14 protein-coding genes are annotated in these 13,284 nt (G+C 68.4%); 7 read left to right on the top strand and 7 right to left on the bottom strand.

Features of this window, described 5'->3' with window-relative positions:
• Positions 1-17: 17 nt before the first annotated feature.
• Entirely contained in the window at positions 18-806 is a 789-nt protein-coding gene (locus EDD31_RS02710; RefSeq protein WP_170163161.1) for an SAM-dependent methyltransferase, read from the top strand.
• Here EDD31_RS02710 and EDD31_RS02705 read toward each other — a convergent pair.
• From EDD31_RS02705 to EDD31_RS02690, 4 genes are read right to left on the bottom strand one after another with little or no spacing between them, the layout of a single operon-like run.
• Positions 803-2,056 carry a DNA recombination protein RmuC gene (locus EDD31_RS02705; protein ID WP_123302797.1) on the bottom strand — a complete coding sequence of 418 codons (1,254 nt, stop codon included), beginning with the start codon at positions 2,054-2,056 and terminating at the stop codon, positions 803-805. The two genes, EDD31_RS02710 and EDD31_RS02705, sit on opposite strands and share 4 nt — an antisense overlap.
• A 59-nt stretch (positions 2,057-2,115) precedes the next feature.
• Positions 2,116-2,478: a cupin domain-containing protein gene (locus EDD31_RS02700; protein WP_123302796.1), complete on the bottom strand. Its 363-nt coding sequence runs from the start codon at positions 2,476-2,478 to the stop codon at positions 2,116-2,118.
• 34 nt (positions 2,479-2,512) lie between these two features.
• The gene (locus tag EDD31_RS02695; RefSeq protein WP_123305039.1) at positions 2,513-2,986 is read right to left on the bottom strand and encodes a cupin domain-containing protein; all 474 of its coding nucleotides are present in this window, start codon (positions 2,984-2,986) and stop codon (positions 2,513-2,515) included.
• Between the two features lie 48 nt (positions 2,987-3,034).
• Positions 3,035-3,910 (bottom strand): potassium channel family protein, encoded by an 876-nt coding sequence (locus EDD31_RS02690; protein WP_123302795.1) that lies wholly within the window; start codon positions 3,908-3,910, stop codon positions 3,035-3,037.
• Positions 3,911-4,033: 123 nt separating this feature from the next.
• Here EDD31_RS02690 and ychF point away from each other — a divergent pair, with 123 nt between their 5' ends.
• The gene (gene ychF / locus EDD31_RS02685; RefSeq protein ID WP_123302794.1) at positions 4,034-5,119 is read left to right on the top strand and encodes a redox-regulated ATPase YchF; all 1,086 of its coding nucleotides are present in this window, start codon (positions 4,034-4,036) and stop codon (positions 5,117-5,119) included.
• Between the two features lie 338 nt (positions 5,120-5,457).
• Here ychF and EDD31_RS02680 read toward each other — a convergent pair whose 3' ends face one another.
• The gene (locus tag EDD31_RS02680) at positions 5,458-6,009 is read right to left on the bottom strand and encodes a GrpB family protein (protein WP_170163160.1); all 552 of its coding nucleotides are present in this window, start codon (positions 6,007-6,009) and stop codon (positions 5,458-5,460) included.
• A 116-nt stretch (positions 6,010-6,125) separates the two neighbouring features.
• Here EDD31_RS02680 and EDD31_RS02675 point away from each other — a divergent pair, with 116 nt between their 5' ends.
• The 4 genes from EDD31_RS02675 (at position 6,126) to EDD31_RS02660 (ending at position 9,239) form a co-directional block, all read left to right on the top strand.
• Positions 6,126-6,977 carry a protein kinase family protein gene (locus tag EDD31_RS02675; RefSeq protein ID WP_123302792.1) on the top strand — a complete coding sequence of 284 codons (852 nt, stop codon included), beginning with the start codon at positions 6,126-6,128 and terminating at the stop codon, positions 6,975-6,977.
• Positions 6,978-7,059: 82 nt separating this feature from the next.
• Complete coding sequence (locus EDD31_RS02670) at positions 7,060-7,425, top strand: VOC family protein (protein WP_148058848.1); 366 nt, start codon at positions 7,060-7,062, stop codon at positions 7,423-7,425.
• A 41-nt stretch (positions 7,426-7,466) separates the two neighbouring features.
• Positions 7,467-8,219 carry a DUF429 domain-containing protein gene (locus EDD31_RS02665; RefSeq protein ID WP_123302790.1) on the top strand — a complete coding sequence of 251 codons (753 nt, stop codon included), beginning with the start codon at positions 7,467-7,469 and terminating at the stop codon, positions 8,217-8,219.
• 9 nt (positions 8,220-8,228) lie between these two features.
• Positions 8,229-9,239, top strand: coding sequence for a ketopantoate reductase family protein (locus tag EDD31_RS02660; RefSeq protein WP_123302789.1), 1,011 nt, complete (start codon positions 8,229-8,231; stop codon positions 9,237-9,239).
• A gap of 15 nt (positions 9,240-9,254) precedes the next feature.
• Here EDD31_RS02660 and EDD31_RS02655 read toward each other — a convergent pair whose 3' ends face one another.
• Positions 9,255-9,596, bottom strand: coding sequence for a YciI family protein (locus EDD31_RS02655; protein WP_123302788.1), 342 nt, complete (start codon positions 9,594-9,596; stop codon positions 9,255-9,257).
• Positions 9,597-9,708: 112 nt separating this feature from the next.
• Here EDD31_RS02655 and EDD31_RS02650 point away from each other — a divergent pair, with 112 nt between their 5' ends.
• Positions 9,709-10,179 carry an SgcJ/EcaC family oxidoreductase gene (locus tag EDD31_RS02650; RefSeq protein ID WP_245990795.1) on the top strand — a complete coding sequence of 157 codons (471 nt, stop codon included), beginning with the start codon at positions 9,709-9,711 and terminating at the stop codon, positions 10,177-10,179.
• 70 nt (positions 10,180-10,249) lie between these two features.
• Here EDD31_RS02650 and EDD31_RS15045 read toward each other — a convergent pair whose 3' ends face one another.
• Positions 10,250-13,210, bottom strand: a complete 2,961-nt coding sequence (locus tag EDD31_RS15045) for an exonuclease domain-containing protein (RefSeq protein ID WP_123302787.1) — start codon at positions 13,208-13,210, stop codon at positions 10,250-10,252.
• Positions 13,211-13,284 lie beyond the last annotated feature (74 nt).

The raw sequence follows: 13,284 nt of genomic DNA, 5'->3' as shown, positions 1-13,284 counted from the left end.
TGGAGACAGTCCATGGCATGGGAATCCAGCTCGCACCACCGCATGAAGACCTCACGTTCATGGCTCCGCTCTCCGAGCGGCGGGCCGACGTCCTGTCCGCTTTTCTCGCCTCGGGTGATCACCTCTCCGCTGCTGACGAACGGAGCTACTCGGTGGTCGATGCGGGTTGCGGGTGGGGTGAGCTGCTACTGCGCACGCTCGAAGCGGACCCGGCTGCGCGCGGTCTCGGGCTTGACCTCGATGAGGGTGCGATCGCGCACGGGCGGACGCTGGCGCGTGCTCGCGGCCTGCACGATCGGGTGGATCTGCGGGTCGCGGATGTGCGGACGGAACTTCCGGCCGAGGCCGCACATGCGATCTGCGTGGGCGCGAGCCACATCTGGAGTCAGACCTCCAGTTCGCCGCAGCCGCTGGACTATCGTTCCGCGCTCCGGGCGCTTCGTCAGGTGCTGCCGCCTGGTGGCCGGCTCGTCTATGGCGAGGCGATCTGGTCGGCTCCGCCGACCGAGGCGGCGATGGCGGCGCTCTCCGGGATCGCCGAGGAGTTCCAGACCCTCGCGGCGGTCCTGGAGGTCGCGGCCGAGGAGGGCTTCAGTCCGGTCCACGTCTTCGAGGCCACGTTGGGCGAGTGGGACGAGTTCGAATCGGGTTTTGCCGCGTGCTACGCCCGCTGGCTCAGTGACCATCCCGCGACCCATCCTGACTCGCCGGAAGTTCGCGAGATGGCCGCCCGTCAACGTCGCGCGTACTTCGAGGGGTACCGCGGGGTAATGGGTATGGGGTACTTCGGTCTGATCGCGGTCTAGCCGGCGCGGCGCGCTTCGGTCGAACCCTCGACCGAGTGCGCGCTGCCGCCTGGCGCGCCGGGGCGGCCCGTGTCCTTGCCGTACTCGGCCTGCCCTGGCAGCTCGACAGCGGTGAACTCGCGAAGTTGGGCATCGTCGGAGGAGATCGGATCCACCTGGATGTCCTCGCGCGCCACGGATTCGAGGCCGCGGGCGGTCACCAGAAGCCGGTTCTCCATGGAGGCCACCGCTTTGTTGTAGTGCTGCACGCTGGAGCGCAGCGACCGCCCGAGGGAGCCCAGATGTCCGGCCACCGACCCGAGCCGGTCGTAGAGCGTCCGGCCCAGTGCCAGCAGTTCCTCCGCCTCGACGCTGATCCGCTCGGTGGACCAGACCGCGGCGACCGTGCGGAGCAGCGCCAGCAGCGAGGCGGGAGACGTCGGCGCCACCCCGAGTCGCATGGCCCGCTCCAGGAGGGTGGGATCCGCCTCCAAAGCTGCCGCAAGCAGGCCCTCCGACGGCAGGAACATGACGACCAGCTCAGGGGAGTGCGTGAGCTGCTCGTGGTAGCCGCGAGAGGCGAGGGCATCCACATGCGCGCGCAACGCCTTGGCGTGCTCGGCGAGCAGGCGCTCCCGCCGCTCGGCGTCCTCACCGGTAGCGCGGTCGCCGATGGCTGCGGCCTCCAGGTAGGCGTCCATGGGCACTTTGGCGTCGATGGCCAGATAGCGCTCGCCGGGAAGCTGGACAACGACGTCGGGCCGTCCGCGCCCGGCGCCCTGCGCGCCCGGTAGTGCTCGCTGCTCGGTGAAGTCGACGTGCCGCATCATCCCCGCGGCCTCAAGCACCCGGCGCAGTTCCACCTCGCCCCACTGGCCGCGGGCTGAGGTCGAGCGCAGAGCGGATTCCAGTTGCGTCGTCGCCGCCTGGAGCTCGGCTTCGGAGCGCCGGGCGTGGTGGAGCTGCTCGTTGAGTACCGCGAACTGCTGGGAACGTTCTTTCTCCAACTGGGCCACGTGTTCGCCCACCTGCCCCAGAGCGGCCTGGACGGGGGCGAGAGCCTGGAGGACGTCGTGATCCTGCCGTGCTCGGGCATGCAGCTGCTCGACCTCCTCGGCGAGTCGCTCTGCACGCGCCTCAGCGGCCGCAGTGGCAGCGCCCAGCCGGGCCAGGTCGGCACCGTTGCCACGGCGCGCCACCGCCAGGGCATAGCCCAGCGTCACCCCCACGGCCAGAGCGAGAACAACGAGCACAACGGTCGGCAAGTCCATGCAGGCACCCTCTCAGGTACCACTGACATCCTCGGGAGGCGCGACCTCCCTCCGGTCGCCTAGTGCTGGTGCCCGCTCTCGGGGCTGTCCCCGTGGCTCTCGCCGCTCTGGCTCGTCACGGTGGTGAGCAGGAAGACCGAATCCTCCAGGGCCTCGACCCCGTGGCGCACGTGGGTGAGCGCCACGATCTGCCCCTGCGTCACCTCCGAGTCGTCCTGACCCGTCACCCGCACCCGGCCGCGCAACAGATACATGCTGGCGGCCGGAGGCGAGTTGTGTTCGGCGAGCACGTGGCCGGCCTGGAGCGCAATGATCGTCTGGCGCAGCGGACCGTCGTGGATCAGCAGATGGGCAGAGCGGCCCTTCTCATGGGCCGCAGCTTCTTCAGAGGCGCTCCTGAGCGCCGACTCGACGTGGGGCACATCCCCTCCTTGAGTTCGGGGCGGGACGCCGCCGTCAGGCGCTGTCCTCGCCCTTCTCGTCCACTTCCTCCACCCAGGACGGCGGCTCGTCCCGGCCCTGCTCCTCGTCCCGCTCGGCGTCGTCAGGGGTCTCCTGCACGATGCCCTTCGCGTGATGCGTGGGGGCGTAGATGGCGTAGAGGCGCAGCGGCTCGTCACCGGTGTTCTCCACGTCGTGCCACGTTCCGGCGGGCACCTGGATGCTCCAGCCGTCCTCAACGTCCTGCTGGAAGGAGAGGTCGTCCTTGGTGGGGCCCATCTTGGCGCGACCCTTGCCGGCGTCGACGCGCAGGAACTGGTCGGTGCCGTAGTGCACTTCCAGGCCGATCGCCGCGCCCGGCTCGATCGACATCAGGGTCACCTGGAGGTGCTTACCGGTCCAGGCGACCGTGCGGTAGTTGGGGTTCTCCCGCGTGGCCGTCTCCAGGTCGAAGGCGTTCGGGTGTGGTCCGTTGTCGGCGATGTCCATACTCGGATTCTGACCCATGCCCCGGGCTTGCGCATTGGCAGCGCGGACTCAGACGTCTGCCTGATCGCGGCGGAAGCGGGTAAGGATCGTGGCAGTGTCACCGCCGGCGCGGAAGTACTGTCGATCGATGAGCCGGGCGAGTTCGTCCACGGAGTTCTCCAGCACAGTGCCGCTGTGCTGGAGGTCGCCCGAGTCGCATTCCTTGGCCGCCAGGGCGAGTTCGTGAGCGTAGGGGAGCGTGGCACCCAGGGAGGTGGCCCGATCGGAGTCGCGGAAGTAGTAGGTCTCGACGTATTGCGTGTAGTCCACCCGGATCCCGCTGAGGCCATCGGAGATGGCCCGTAGCAGTGAGGCCGCAGTCACCGGGCTCAGCTGCCCCAACTGCTCATGGGTCTTGGCAGTGCGAAGCGCATCGAGCTGCAAGGAGAGCGTCCGGCGCCGGGTGAGAGCGGGGTAGACCTGCAGCACCCAAGAGACGGCCGCTGTCAGGAGTGCGAAGCCGATCAGGCTCTCCAGTGGCGCGACCATCCTGATCGGAACACCCGCCGGGACGACGTCCCCGAAACCGAGAGTGGAGAGCACCACGGCGGAGATGTAGAGCGCATCGAGGAAGGCGGGGTCCGCAGGCGTCGTCCCCGGGTCGAACGAAAAGCCTCCAGGCAGGTGCGGCCAGTAGATCAGTGCCCAGCCCACGAGGACCAGCCCGGCCCAGCTGATGACGACGACCATCATGCCGACGGGGCCGCACGCCCGGCGCCCTGGCTCGCCCAACGGTTGGCAGAGCCTCCAGACCAGCCGCAGTAGCAGCTTGCTCAACCGGCCCTGGCCACTCGGGTGCCACATCGTGTGGACGACGTCTGCGAGGGCGAGGAGCACGAGGGCGATCCCGAGCGCTGTGCTCACCCAGTCCGAGGCGCCGTTCACGGTGCATCCGCCGTGAGAATCGGCTGGATCGGCGTGGACGGCATCCCCACATGGTGCGGGACATGCGCTTGAGGCGCCAACGAGCGGTACGTGGGATCGGTACGCCCCGTACACTCAGGCCACGTGGCCCTCACCATCGGAATCGTCGGACTGCCCAACGTCGGTAAGTCGACCCTCTTCAACGCCCTGACCCGCGCGACTGTTCTCGCTGAGAACTACCCCTTCGCGACCATCGAACCCAATGTGGGCGTGGTCCCGCTGCCCGACAGCCGGCTGGGGAAGCTCGCCGAGGTGTTCGGTTCGGAGAAGATCACCCCGGCCACCGTGTCGTTCGTGGACATCGCCGGGATCGTCAAGGGCGCCTCCGAAGGGGAGGGGCTGGGGAACCAGTTCCTGGCCAACATCCGCGAGGCCGAGGCGATCTGCCAGGTGACTCGCGCCTTCGCTGACCCCGACATCATCCATGTCAACGGCAAGGTCGCCCCGGCCGACGACATCGAGACCATCGCCACCGAGCTGGTGCTGGCCGATATGCAGACGCTCGAGAAGGCCATCCCGCGCCTGGAGAAGGAGGTGCGTGGCCGCAAGGCCGAGCCCGAGGTCCTCGAGACGGCCAAGGGCGCGCTCGCCGTGCTGGAGGAAGGCACGCTGCTCTCCAAGGGCGCCGCGGCGGCCGGGCTGGACCCCGAGATCCTGGCGAGCTTCCAGTTGATGACGTCCAAGCCCTTCATCTACGTGTTCAACACCGACGACGCCGGGCTGGCCGATGAGGCCATGCAGGCCGAGCTGCGCGAGCTGGTCGCACCCGCCGAGGCGATCTTCCTGGACGCGAAGTTCGAGTCGGAGCTGGTGGAGCTCGAGGAGGACGAGGCTGCGGAGATGCTCGCCGAGTCCGGCCAGGAGGTCTCCGGCCTCGATCAGCTCGCCACCGTCGGCTTCCGCACGCTGGGACTGCAGACCTACCTGACGGCGGGGCCGAAGGAGTCACGGGCGTGGACCATCCCGCAGGGCGCGACGGCGCCCCAGGCGGCCGGCGTGATCCACACCGACTTCGAGAAGGGCTTCATCAAGGCCGAGGTCATCTCCTTCGACGAGCTCTTGGAGCAGGGCTCCATCGCCGAAGCGCGCAGCAAGGGCAAGATGCGCATGGAGGGTAAGGACTACGTCATGGCTGACGGTGACGTGGTGGAGTTCCGGTTCAACGTGTGATGGGTTCAGTCGAGTTGCCCGTGTAGGTCGGTGAGGCCTTCGGAGGCTGACGTCAGTGTCACGGGCAAACGTGGTGGTCGCTCGTCCCCGTAAGGCCTCGGGCTGGCCCAGCCTGGCACCCCGGCCTCGGGCTCGCAGCCACGTCGATGTGAAGTCCCGCAGGGCGGCCCCTACGCCCGCCGCACGCTCGTTGCGACGCGTGGCCGGTGCGGGCTCGCCTGGGCGGGCGTGTCGGATCTGTACCTGCACTGACATGCTCGGGCACGGATCGAGGTGGCTCAGTCGACGCATCCGTCTCCAGGAAGTCACCGTCGGCCTTATGGCCGGACCGACTGACGTTATGGTCGAGCCTGATCCGGGTTGAAACCCGCTTCCTTGAGCTCGACGCGCCAAGCGCGAGCGGTATTCATGATCTCTCGAACGAGCGGTTCCTTTGCGTCCGAATAGGCCAGTAGTCGGCCCGTACGCGAGGCGTTATGTTTGGCTTCGTCGTAGGCCGACGCGGCCTCGGGATGGGCGCGGAGATAATCACGGAAAACGAGATTGTCACTCCACAGAGACGAGGACGCGTCGATGAAGTGGACGTTGGTGGCCGGTGCGGACCGGCGAATCAAGTAGCGACGGCCTTCCGAGATCTCTCCGAAATCGGTAAACCCTGCTTCTGTGAGCCTCTGTGCTGCCGCGTCACGATCGGCGCCGCCAACGTCCGCCATGAGATCAATGATTGGCTTGGCGGATAGGCCGGGGACGGCCGTGCTTCCGATATGTTGAACGGTGCGTGCTCGGGTGATGCGGCTGACTTCGTCGATGAGGCGGGTGGCCTGTAGCTCCCAGCATTCATCGTGGCGAACCACGCTCACAGGCTCGTCAATGGGAGGCTCTGCACTCACCTCGTCGATCGTAGGCTGCGATGGCGGCGGGAGACAATGCGTTGACTCGAACGATGCAAGTCGCCCGGTGCGTTAAGCGCTGGTGGCGCAATCGGCGCCGTGCCTACCATCATCTGGTGTTCGTCACCGAACTGGACGGCCATCCGGTCCGCCTCGACGCGCCGCACGACCTGTCCTTCATCGCCCGCTGGGGAGCGGTGTTCGCAGTCTTCGACGAACAGGACTCCGGAAACCTCTGCTTCGGCGTGGAAGGTGCGCAGGGGCGGCTGTTCCTCAAGTACGCCGGAGCTTCGACCATGCGATACGACGGCGCGGTCGAGGACGCCGTCGTCCGCCTGCGGCATGCCGGACAGGTCCACCGCGATCTCGCACACCCGAACCTGGTCACCCTGCGTGAGGCCGTCGATGTCGGATCCGGACACGTGCTGATCTTCGAGTGGACCGACGCGGTGCCGATCGGCCGGCAGTACGGGAGGTCCGACGTGGTCCGGTCCTTGGCCCCGGCTGCTCGCGCTGCCGCTGTGCAGCAGATCTATGACTTCCACGTGCACGTCGCCGATCGTGGCTGGACGCCGATCGACCTCTACGACGGCAGCGTCATGCTCGACCCGGACACCGGCCGCGTCACACTGTGCGACCTCGACCTCTACCAGCGAGCGCCCGTGGTCAACGAGATGGGGCGCATGTGGGGCTCGACGCGTTTCATGTCGCCGGAGGAGTACGAGTTCGGTGCGCAGATCGACGAGGTCACCACCGTGCATACGCTCGGAGCGCTCGCCCATACGTTCCTGGGCGACGACCGCACCCGGTCTCGCGCGGAGTGGGTGGGAACGTCCGGGCAGTTCGCCGTCGCAGCACGAGCCCTCGAAGCGGAGCGAGGCCGACGCTGGAAGTCAGTGGCAGCTCTCGCGCACGCCTGGCCGCACCCCTGGATCCGCGGTACGCCCGTCGTCCCTGCGGTTGAATGAGCCGCATGGTGCAAGCCCACGACTCACTCACGGCGGATGCCCCTCGTGCGATCCGGCGCCGGCCCATCGGAGGTGGCGGTTGATGATCAGGAGTGTGGTCTGGTGGGAAGTCGAGACGGATGCGCCCGAGCGGTTCCAGCAGTTCCATGCTGACCTCTCTGGGTGGACCTTCCGGCCGGCATTCGGGGGGACCGAGCTGCAGGCGGACTACTGGGTGATCCAGGCCGGCGGTTCCGACGTGGGCGGCCTCCAGCGAGGGGCGATCGCGCGCAGCTCCGGGACCCGGGTCTATCTGCATACCGATGACCTCGAGGCAGCCCTGGCGCGCGTGCGAGATCTGGCCGGTGAGGTCGAGCGAGAACGAGTCGAGCTCGACGGCACGCAGTGGTTTGCCCTGTTCCGCGATTCCGCAGGCGTCCAGTGGGGCCTCTGGACGGATCGGCCGTGATCGGAATAAGCGGTACCGCACTGGGCGGATAGTCTCCCGAAGTGATTGTCGTCGGGATCGATCTCGCTGCTGAGGCCAGGCGGACCAGCGTGGCGGTGCTACGCGACGATCCCGCCCCAGTGCTGGAGCACGTCCTTGTGGGAGCGACTGACGAGGATCTGGTGGCGGCGATCGAGACCGCCGGCCGAACCGGGGTGGATGTGCCGCTGGGCTGGCCGGCGCGCTTCGTCGACCTGGTGAGCGCACACGCCACCGCGTCACTGCCCGCCCCGGCCTCGACGGGTTCCGACTGGCGGCGCAGCCTGGCCATGCGGGTCACGGACAGAGATGTGCACCGCCGCACGGGACTGACGCCGCTGAGCGTCTCCACCGATCGGATCGCCTATCCGGCCTTGCGGTGGGCCGGTATCGAAGCACGTCTGCGGGAGCAGGGGACTGATGTCTCGCGCGATGGTTCGGGAGCGGTGATCGAGGTGTACCCAGCGGCCGCGCTGCGCTGCTGGTCCCTGCCCCACCGCGGCTACAAGGAGACGAAGAACGCCGGCGCGCGTCTCGGCTTGGTGACCGAGCTTGAGGCGAGGACTCCATGGCTCGACTGGAACGGCCACCGAGACCTCTGCGCTGCCGACGACAACGCTCTCGACGCCGTGATCGCTGCGCTCATCACTCGCGAGGCCTCCCTGGGCGCCTGCGAGCCGCCCCCCGAGGACCTCAGGGAGATCGCACGCCAGGAAGGGTGGATCTGGCTGCCGAGCGCACCCGGCCCGACGGCGCCCTCCGCCCCGTGCTGTTGAATGAGCCGCATGGCGAATCGCTACGTGATCATCGGTGCTGGCGCGATCGGCGGAGGCATCGGCGGACTGCTCGCGGCCCAGGGCACCCCAGTGGTGTTGGCTGCCCGAGGTGAGCATCTCGAACGGATGCGTGAGCACGGCTTGCGTATCCGCATGCCCGACGCCGACGTGACCGTCCCGGTGGTGGCGATCGCGGGGCCGGAGGAGATCGAGCTGACGCCCGATGATGTGCTGGTCCTGGCCACCAAGAGCCACCAGGCGGAGTCGGCGTTGGCCGCCTGGGCAGATGCCCCGGTCGGTGATGGCACGGCCGGCAGCGAGCTGCCCCTGCTCACGGCACTGAACGGCGTCAGCGCTGAACTCCGCGCCCTGCGCTGGTTCCGGCGGGTCTACGGGGTGTGCGTGTGGATGCCCGCCGTGATGCTGAACCCGGGGGAGGTGATCCTCCGCTGCGTCCCGCCCCGCGGTCTGCTGCACACCGCACGCGTGCCCGCCGAGCTGACCACCGAGGAGGACCGTGTGCTGCTGGCCGAGATCGCCCAGGACTGGGCCAGGGCGGAGCTGGAGGTGCCGCTGCCCGAGGACGTGATGCCGTGGAAGTACCGCAAGCTGCTGGGCAATCTCGGCAACGCCGTCCAGGCGCTGCTCAGTAGCCCCGATGCGGGCATCGTCTCCGCGGTGCGGGCCGAGGCCGAGCAGATCTACGCGGCCGCGGGAGTTACGCTGAACTCCGAGGCCGACGAGAAGCGATTCCGTTCCACCCTCCAGACGCGACCCGTGCCCGGCGCGCCGGAGACACTCGGCGGCTCGACCTGGCAGTCCATCGCCCGGGGAAACGGAACCACCGAGGTCGACTTCCTGAACGGTGAGATCGCCGCCATGGCGCACCGCATAGGCAGGACGGCGCCGATCAACTCGGCCCTGGCCCGGCTGACCCGGCAGGCCGGCCGTGAGGGACTCTCACCCGGGGCGATCACGCCCGAGGAACTGGCGGCATCCCTTGGCGTGGAACGGGCGTAACGGCGGCCGCTACGGTCAACAGATCCGGCGGACCTCCTGCGGCCAACCGCAGGCCTCAGCGACCTTGCCCGCCCACAGCTTCGCGGCGTCGTCGTCCTCGACATCCACGACGGTCAGACCGCCGAGATCCACCTCGTGCCTCCGATAGGGACCGTCAGCGATGGTGAGCGTGCCGCTCGTGGCATCCGCGCTGAACGCACGGTCGAGATTCTCGTCGACGCCACCCGCGAAGACGTAGACACCAGCACGCCTCATGTCCTCCACCACGTCGTTAACCAGCCGGCCGCGCTCGGCGAACCACTCCGCATCGTGCTCGCCCACCCATTGCTGGTGGAAGTAAATGAGGTACTGCGGCATGCTCGCTCCTCACGTGAGTGAATGGACGTCGTCGTCCGCGTCGCCTCAGCGAAGGGTAGCGCTGACCGACATTGGACTGGCAGCGAATCGGTGCGGGCGCGAGGCTGGTCTCGTGACCGCCGACGAGACCAGCGCCATGCACCGCGCCGAGGAGATCTCCGCCCGATTCACCGATGCCTGGAACAGCGCGGACGCGGCGGCGCTGGCGGAGCTGTTCGCCGAGGATGCCGACTTCGTCAACGTGGTCGGACTGTGGTGGGAGGACCGCGAGCGGATCCGCCAGGCCCACGACTACGGCTTCCGCAAGATCTTCGGGAACTCGGCCATGACGCTGGAGCGCACCAAGCTGCGCCGGCTGGGGGAGTCGGCCGCCATCGTGCACGCCGAGTGGTCCCTGACGGGCCAGACCGCGCCGGGCGAGAAGCAGGCGCGGCCGCGGTGCGGAGTCTTCACGTTCGTGATGGAGCAGGGCGACTCCGGGTGGCTGGCGGTCGCCGCGCACAACACCGATCGTGTGCCGGGCTCGGAGACCCTGATCGCTGAGGATGACGGCCTGTCCCCGACCAGCTACCAGAACAGCTGAGCGCTCCAGCTGAGCGCCGTCGTCGGAGTCGACGTTCCCCACGCGGAGCACCTCTCCTCTGGGAGAACGCTCAGACGCGAGCCGCCCAGGCCAAGAACTCCTCCGCCGCGATCACCGGCTTCTCCCACCGTGCGGCGTTCTTCGCCTTGCCCGATTGGGACCCGGCCTCGGCGACCACCAGCACATCGGTCCGCGTTTTCGTGAGCGTGGGAACAGCGACGAGTCCGCTCGACTCGGCCATCCGGTGCAGCTGGTCCTTGTCGAGCGGCCCGTGCGTGGCCGAGACGACCGAGCCCGAGAAGCACACCCGCGCCCCGGGCACCAGCACCGTCTCGGCATCCACGGGGCCACCCACCGCGAACCCCTCTGGCAGCATGCGCACGCCATAGTGCTGCTCCACGGTGCGCAGTCGATCGACCACGTGCTGATCGGGGGAGAACACCCGCTCCCAGGTGGTGGCGAGCAGCTGGGCCAGGACATCGGCCGGGTCGTCCTCAGGACTGAGGTTCCCGCCCACGACGAAACCTGTGGGCGCGGTGGTGCCGGTGGCGCCAGTGGTGCGGGCGAGGAGGTAACCGTGACCGTGGACGAGCTGCCGGAACGCCGTACCCGTGTCCGGCAGTGCCGCGCCGGAGCGGCGTATCCGTTGCGCGGCGTCACGAATCGCGCGGGCCCGCTCCAGTGCCGTCGGCGCCTTCAGGCGCGCGGCTTCATCCGTGCTGAGCAGGCCGGCGGGCACGTCGAGACCCAGTGGCATGGGTTCCACGATCCCGTTGCGCTTGAGCTCGAAGTCGATCTGTGCGAGCTGCCGGTCCACGTTCACGCCCACCGGGACGCGCCCGGCGAGCAGTGAACTCAGCGCCGGCCAAGCTTCGGCGAGCAGAGGCGCGAGCTGCACGTCCCGCGTGGTGAGCCCGTAGTCGTCGCTGGCGTTGTAGAGGTCGCAGGTGGGGTTGACGACGGTGGTGGCCTCATCGCCGTCGTCGGTCACCACCGCGATCTCCACGGGGCGCGGCCGCCAGCGGTCCCCATCGGTGCCCACGGTGAGCACCGACAGATAGGCCTCGCCCAAGGTCTCCATCGAGGCGGCACCGCTGGAGAGATACCGGCGCACCCGCACATCCGACTTCAGATCCCGGGGGAGCACATCACGTTTGAGCACCAGGCCCTTGAGGCTGGTGCAGCGCGACAGCGCCACGTACAACTGCCCGTTCGCGAAGGTTCCGCCCGTGAGGTCCACGACCACACGATCGAGAGTCTGGCCCTGCGACTTATGGATCGTGATGGCCCACGCCAGCTTCATCGGCAGCTGCGTGAACGTGCCGATGACCTCGTGCACGAGCGATCCGCCGCTCACGCTCGGCCGGGTGATGTCCCAGGTGTGCTGACGCACCTGCTCGGTGCGGCCGTCGCGCAGAAGCACCGTGACCACAGGACCGTCGTCGTCGGCCCCGATCGCGGTGATCTTGCCGAGAGTCCCATTGACCCATCGGTCACCCGGATCGTTGTTCAGCAGCATCACTTGCGCGCCGACGGCGAGCGAGAGCCGGTCCTCCGTCGGGCGTTCGAAGCCGTCGGTGTCCCCGGAGGAGGTGGCGGCAAAGACCTGCACCGGACCCGGGAGACGCTCCAGCATCTGCCGATTGCGGGCGCCGACGATCCGGTTCGTGGTCGCGAGCGTCAACCAGAACTCGTCCAGATCCGGCTCGAAATCGGGGTTGGTGCGCCGGTTCAGCTCCGCACGCGCTTCGCCGAGCAGTTCCCCCTCCCGGACCGCGTTCAGCAGATGCACGAGCCGGTCCTCGCCGAGCTGACGGAACACGGTGGTCAGCTCGACCACGGGGAAGGTCGCCGGGTCGAAGGAGCGCGCGGAGAAGAAGAACGGGGTGCCGAAGCGCTGCTCGATCCACTCCGCTTCACGATCGGTGACCACCGGAGGCAACTGGTAGAGATCGCCGACGAGTACCAGCTGCACGCCACCGAACGGCGTGCCCGGCCTCGGACCGAAGCGTTCGAGCGCTGCGGTGAGCGCATCGAAGAGGTCGGCCCGCACCATCGAGGCCTCATCGATGATGAGGGTGTCGAGCTCCTTGAGGGCCGCCGCGAAACGCCCCGGGTAGTAGCGGCCATCACGCACCGTCTCCTCGGTCACGCCGAGAGGGAAGGAGAACAGTCGGTGGATGGTGTACCCGTCGACATTCAGTGCGGCGATCCCCGTCGGCGCGACGGTGAGCGTGCGCCGGTGTGAGTTCTCTACGTAGTGCCGGATCAGCGTGGATTTACCGGTTCCCGCCTTGCCGGTGAGGAACAGATGATGACCGGCATGGAGGTGATCGAGTGCGGAGCGGAACTCCTCCGTGATGGTGAGGCCGGCCTGTCGGGGCTCGAGTGGCTGTGGCTGAGCCTGGGGCGGCTCAGAGGCGGGGGCCCGCGTTGGCTCAGAGGCGCCGGGGGCCTGCGTGGTTGGAGCCCCGGGAGCTGGCATGGCCGGGGCACCAGGCCACAACGCCCGAGTCGCCGTCAGGGGCGCGTCGTAGCCGGTCTGCGCGTCCAGTGCGAGGTAGCGCTCGAGGAGTCCCACGGTGGAGTACGCGTCGCCGAGTGCCGAATGTGCCTGCGGATTCACGATGCCGAAGGCAGCGCAGCAGTCGCCGAGCTTCCGCCGCCGCAGGTGGGGGAGATACAGGGTGCTGCCCTGCAGCGTGCAATAGCTGGTGAACTGGGGCATCGGCATCGACGCCCGAGCAAACTCTGCCCGCAAGAAGCCGACATCGAACTCGGCGTTGTGCGCGACGACCACCACGCCGTGCAGGGCCTGTCCGATGGTCAGCGCGAGGTCCGCGAAGCGCGGAGCCTGGGCGACGTCGGCGTCGGTCAGACCGTGCACGTGGGTTGCGCCCACGGGCTTCTCGGGATGGAACCGTGTGACCCAATGGTCGATCGGCCGGCCGTGCTCGTCGGCGCGGACCATGGCGAACTCGATGATGCGCTCATCAGCTGGGTGGAGCCCGGTGGTCTCGACATCGATCACCGCGAACCGAGGACGGCCTGGTGCGCCGGCCCTGTGCTGCCGGCCTGGCGGCTCAGCCCTCTTCGTCTGGCCGG

Origin of the sequence: Bogoriella caseilytica, assembly GCF_003752405.1 — a bacterium.
In the GTDB taxonomy this organism is placed as follows: domain Bacteria; phylum Actinomycetota; class Actinomycetes; order Actinomycetales; family Actinomycetaceae; genus Allobogoriella; species Allobogoriella caseilytica.
The sequence above is the reverse complement of the archived record's forward strand: the minus strand, read 5'-3'. Positions and strand labels throughout refer to the sequence as shown.

Bases quoted from the DNA above. Each gene is read 5' to 3' on its own strand.
- EDD31_RS02710 (WP_170163161.1), top strand. From the start codon at position 18: ATGGGAATCCAGCTCGCACCACCGCATGAAGACCTCACGTTCATGGCT.
- EDD31_RS02705 (WP_123302797.1), bottom strand. From the start codon at position 2,056: ATGGACTTGCCGACCGTTGTGCTCGTTGTTCTCGCTCTGGCCGTGGGG.
- EDD31_RS02695 (WP_123305039.1), bottom strand. From the start codon at position 2,986: ATGGACATCGCCGACAACGGACCACACCCGAACGCCTTCGACCTGGAG.
- EDD31_RS02670 (WP_148058848.1), top strand. From the start codon at position 7,060: ATGATCAGGAGTGTGGTCTGGTGGGAAGTCGAGACGGATGCGCCCGAG.
- EDD31_RS02660 (WP_123302789.1), top strand. From the start codon at position 8,229: ATGGCGAATCGCTACGTGATCATCGGTGCTGGCGCGATCGGCGGAGGC.
- EDD31_RS02655 (WP_123302788.1), bottom strand. From the start codon at position 9,596: ATGCCGCAGTACCTCATTTACTTCCACCAGCAATGGGTGGGCGAGCAC.